The sequence below is a fragment of the Paenibacillus sp. AR247 genome, from assembly GCF_002968895.1.
Taxonomy (GTDB): domain Bacteria; phylum Bacillota; class Bacilli; order Paenibacillales; family Paenibacillaceae; genus Paenibacillus_AQ; species Paenibacillus_AQ favisporus.
The window spans coordinates 991,564-995,697 of the sequence record NZ_PCZT01000009.1; the positions used below are offsets into that span (position 1 = coordinate 991,564).

The 4,134-nt window shown below is 52.3% G+C and carries 2 protein-coding genes and 3 pseudogenes; all 5 read right to left on the reverse strand.

Annotated features, from left to right (window positions below; all coding sequences use genetic code 11):
- A pseudogene (locus CPT76_RS39580) lies at nt 1-608 on the reverse strand (5-methyltetrahydropteroyltriglutamate--homocysteine S-methyltransferase); the annotation flags it as partial.
- Between the two features lie 177 nt (nt 609-785).
- Entirely contained in the window at nt 786-1,823 is a 1,038-nt protein-coding gene (locus CPT76_RS12660) for an iron-hydroxamate ABC transporter substrate-binding protein (protein ID WP_258168363.1), read from the reverse strand.
- 100 nt (nt 1,824-1,923) lie between these two features.
- The gene (locus CPT76_RS12665) at nt 1,924-2,847 is read right to left on the reverse strand and encodes a DMT family transporter (protein WP_105443178.1); all 924 of its coding nucleotides are present in this window, start codon (nt 2,845-2,847) and stop codon (nt 1,924-1,926) included.
- A pseudogene (locus CPT76_RS12670) lies at nt 2,844-3,681 on the reverse strand (AraC family ligand binding domain-containing protein). The gene CPT76_RS12665 and the pseudogene CPT76_RS12670 overlap by 4 nt, the downstream one beginning before the upstream one ends.
- A gap of 208 nt (nt 3,682-3,889) precedes the next feature.
- Nucleotides 3,890-4,134 (reverse strand): annotated as a pseudogene (locus tag CPT76_RS12675) (gamma-glutamyltransferase); the annotation flags it as partial.

Here is a 4,134-nt window from a genome sequence, read left to right on the forward strand (position 1 = left end):
TCCACCTGCACCCAGTTGACGCCTTCCTGCTCCAGCTCCTTCAGGACCTGCGCGTACAGCGGCAGCAGCCGATCAAGCCAGGCATCCGTTTCCGATGCGGTATACCCTTTGGACAGCTTCAGGAAAGTGAGCGGTCCGACGATGACCGGTTTTCCTTCGATGCCAAGCTTGTCCTTGGCTTCACGGTAAGCCGCAAGCGGTTTGTTCTCGGTAAGGATCGGCGTGATGCCGCCCAGTTCCGGCACGATGTAATGGTAGTTCGTATTGAACCATTTGGTCATTTCGCAGGCGGTGGCGTCTTTGTTTCCTCTCGCCATCGCGAAGTAGACGGATACGGGAACGGGCCCGCCGTTGTATTCAAAACGATCCGGAATAATTCCGAACATAGCTGCCGTGTCCAACACATGATCATAATAGCTGAAATCGTTGACCGGGATCAGATCGATTCCTTTGTCCCGCTGTTTGCTCAGATGATTCAAACGAATGTCCTGCAGCTGCGCGTGCAGCTCCGATTCTTCGATTTTACCGGACCAAAACGCCTCCAGCACCTTCTTCCATTCCCGGTTTGCGCCGATGCGCGGATATCCCAAACTGCTGCTGTATGCCATCTTCGTTACCCCTTTGCAAATTGTTACCAAAAAGATAACACGTGACGTCTTCTGCCGTATAACTGGAAATAACTATATCTAGTTATAGCCGCAAGCTATAACGACCGCTCTTGTTCTAACAAAAATAAGCTCCACAGGCGGCTTGTTTACCCGCAGCTGCAGAGCTTTATCCATACTTTATTTAACGGACAGCAGACTGTCCGATATGAACTTCAGCTGAGCTTCCAATGATACCGGATCGTTGTACGTGTCCGCCTTCGGATTCAACTGAAATACATGACCTGCTTTAACCGCGGGCAAGCTTTTCCATACCGGGTTGTCATAGACGATATTCGGGTCGCTTGTGTCTCCTGACCACGGACAAGTGAAAATGATATCTCCGGCGAATTCCGGGAGCTTCTCCATAGAGATGGTAGCCCAGCCGGTCCCGCTGTCAATCGCTTCCTTCTGTGCTTCCGGCGGCGCCTTCAAGCCGAATTCGTCATATATGATTTCTCCGCCGCGGCCGAAGTTATGTCCAAACACGTACAGCCCTTTGGCATAAGGGTTCAGGATGGATACCGTTTTGCTGCCTACCACTTCCTGAATCTTGGGCTTCAGTTCATTGATCTTGTTTTCCCATTGCTCGACCCAAGCCTTCGCTTCTGCTTCTTTACCGGTCAGTTTTCCGAAGTCGAGCATCTGATCCTTGTAATTCTTTTTACCGTATTCAATAGCGACAACCGGGGCAATCTGCTCCAGCTGATCGATTCCGTCCGTCCCGGTATAGGTGATGATCAGATCCGGTTTCAGCGACAAAATTTTCTCGGGCGATGGCTCGCTGCCGACGCTTTCGATGCCGTCCAGCATGCCCTCGAAATACGGATTCTCCATGGCGCCTTCCAACACGCCGACCGGCTTGACGCCTAACGCCAGGAAGTAGCCTGTATAGAAATTCGTCAAATCGACGATCCGCTGCGGATGCTCGGGTACCTGGACATCGCCGTTACCCGCATGGAACGTAACCGTTTTACCCGTTCCGGAGGACTCATTCCCCCCGGCTTGGGATGAAGACGTGTCGGACGATGATCCTGCTGAAGCAGTTCCAGCGGCCTCTCCTCCGCTTCCCGACGTCCCTGACCCTCCATTAGATCCGTTCCCGCCGCAGGCCGCCAGCAGCAGAGTTATTCCCAACACACAGACCATCAGTGTGTATGGTCTTATAAATTTAAACAAATGAATCCACCCTATGTATTTGATATTGAGAATCATTATCAATATAGCATGACACTTTGGAGTTGGCAATTCATTTTTTAAGTAATCTGTTTTAGAGTGACTAGTTCGATGCTTCTTTGTCCAATCTGCCTTTCGTTTGTATCCCCCTTCGTTCGGAAAGAACCAGTCCGGCGACGGTTAACAACGCGCCCCAGACCGCAGCCGCTGTGATCTCCTCGTGGAGGATCAAGGCCGCCGCTGCCACGGTGATGACCGGCACGAGATAAATATATACACTGGTCTGCACGGGCCCAAGTACACCAACGCTCCAGTTCCAGGTGACAAAGCATACCGCGGATGCGCCCAGCCCAAGAAACAGCAGATTGGCTATATTGGTGCCATCGGACAAACGCTCGAGGTTACCGGGCAGACCCTCAGTAAGCAATACCGGAAGCATAAACAAAAGCCCATAGAAAAAGATCCGCCGCGTACAATCAATGGTGTGATACCCCAGCCGGCTTATTTTGCGCGTGAGGATCGAATAGATTCCCCAAAACACGCATGCCAGTGCTGCCAGGGAGTCCCCGATCGGATTCAGCTTCAGCACAGTGCTTCCTTGCAGCGTCAGCAGGACCACTCCGCTCATGGCCACCACGAAGCCCACGAAAAACAGCCCATCCAGCCTCCCTTCTTTTAAGATAAGCCTGGACGTTACAGCGGTGACAAAAGGGGCAACTGAAACGATGATGCCGACGTTGGAGGCTAGCGTATAGGTTAACGCCACATTTTCCAGCAAAAAATACAAGGTTACCCCGCAAAGGCCCGCCCCCGCAAACAGCAGCTCTTCCCGGATCCGCCGGAATGGAATCATTCGGGGATGAACGGCGAGCAGTGCCACATATCCGATTGCGAAACGCAGCAGCAAAATGTCGAAGGGTTCAAAATCGTCCAGAAGCACTTTGGTCGATATGAACGTCGTCCCCCAAATCAGAATCGTCAATAAAGCGGTCATATGGCCAGCGTTCCGGCTTTCAGACAGCTTCATACGCCTTTGGCCCCCTTAGTTGGCAGGACAGGCTCCATCTGCCGTTCATTCCCGAAAATTCGCATATACTGGCGCGGCGTTAGCCCGATAAACCGCTTGAAAAAGTTGCTGAAATGGCTTTGATCGCTGAACCCGGTCAGCAGTGCCGTATCAGCCGGAGGCGTTCCCTGTTCCAGCAACCGTCTCCAGGTAACTGTATGGCGATATGCCCCGTTCCCGGGTAAATGAGCGTAAAAAGTGGTACTTGCTGAGCCCTGCCAAAGCGCTTAAGTCATCCAGTGAAATAGCCCCTGCGAAGTTCGTCTCCATGTAATCACACACGTCCTGAAAGCCCGTTCCCCCCTCATAAGCCTCGCAGGCCGAGACATCCGTATATTCATGAATCAGCTGTCCCATCAGCAAAAAGAACTGTTCTTCCTTGATAAAATCAGACTCTCCCTCACAGACTATGGCATGAAGCTCCCTCAGCGAAGAAGCAAGCTCGCTCTGGAACAGAACGGTTTGCGCAAACGCCGGCAAATAGCTTCGGCCCGTAATTTCCTGCGCGATTTCCATCATCCGCTGAGACTGGATATTTATGCAGCGGTAATCCAAGGCACGGCCGTCCACTTGCTCGCAGGCATGAACATCACGCGGATTGAAAATGATGATATCGCCAGGATTGATAATATATTCCCGCTGCCGGCATTCCAAATAGCGCTGCCCGCCTTCTATAAATCCGATCACGTAATAGTCGTGAAAATGAGGGGGGAATTTCTGTTTGACACCCACAAATCGGTATGCCTCGACCTGCAGGCTGACGTCATAATAAACGGTTCGAATTTCGTCCGGCATGCCGTCACCTCCTTCTTGGTTTCTCTATAAAGGTAACCGATGGTTCACCGCAAGGATTGCATAATATTGCTCCAGGTTCGAGCCAAGCCTGAACGCCATGGCGAAGCAATACGATCAAAAGGAAAAAGCCCGCCAACATCCAGATTGGCGAGCTTCGTATCCCTTTCTATATGGTCCGAGGTCGGCCGAACTAAATGCTGAAATGCTTTTACCAGACGGCAACGCCCCCGTCGGTCCGGGGGTCGGTTCCTCCGCACAGCACCCCAGTATCCGGATCTCTCCAGATGACCTGCCCCCGCCCAAACGAGCCGAAGTCGTGTGCAACCTGAACGTCATGTCCCATACGCTGGAGACGTCTGACCATATGCATCGGAAAGTGAGGCTCGACCGTCACCGTCTTGCCCTTTACCACTGCCATCTAGGGGCATCGAGAGCTGCCTGCGGATGAAGGCC

Coding starts and splice junctions, on each gene's coding strand:
- CPT76_RS12665 (WP_105443178.1), bottom strand. CDS start 2,847: ATGAAGCTGTCTGAAAGCCGGAACGCTGGCCATATGACCGCTTTATTG.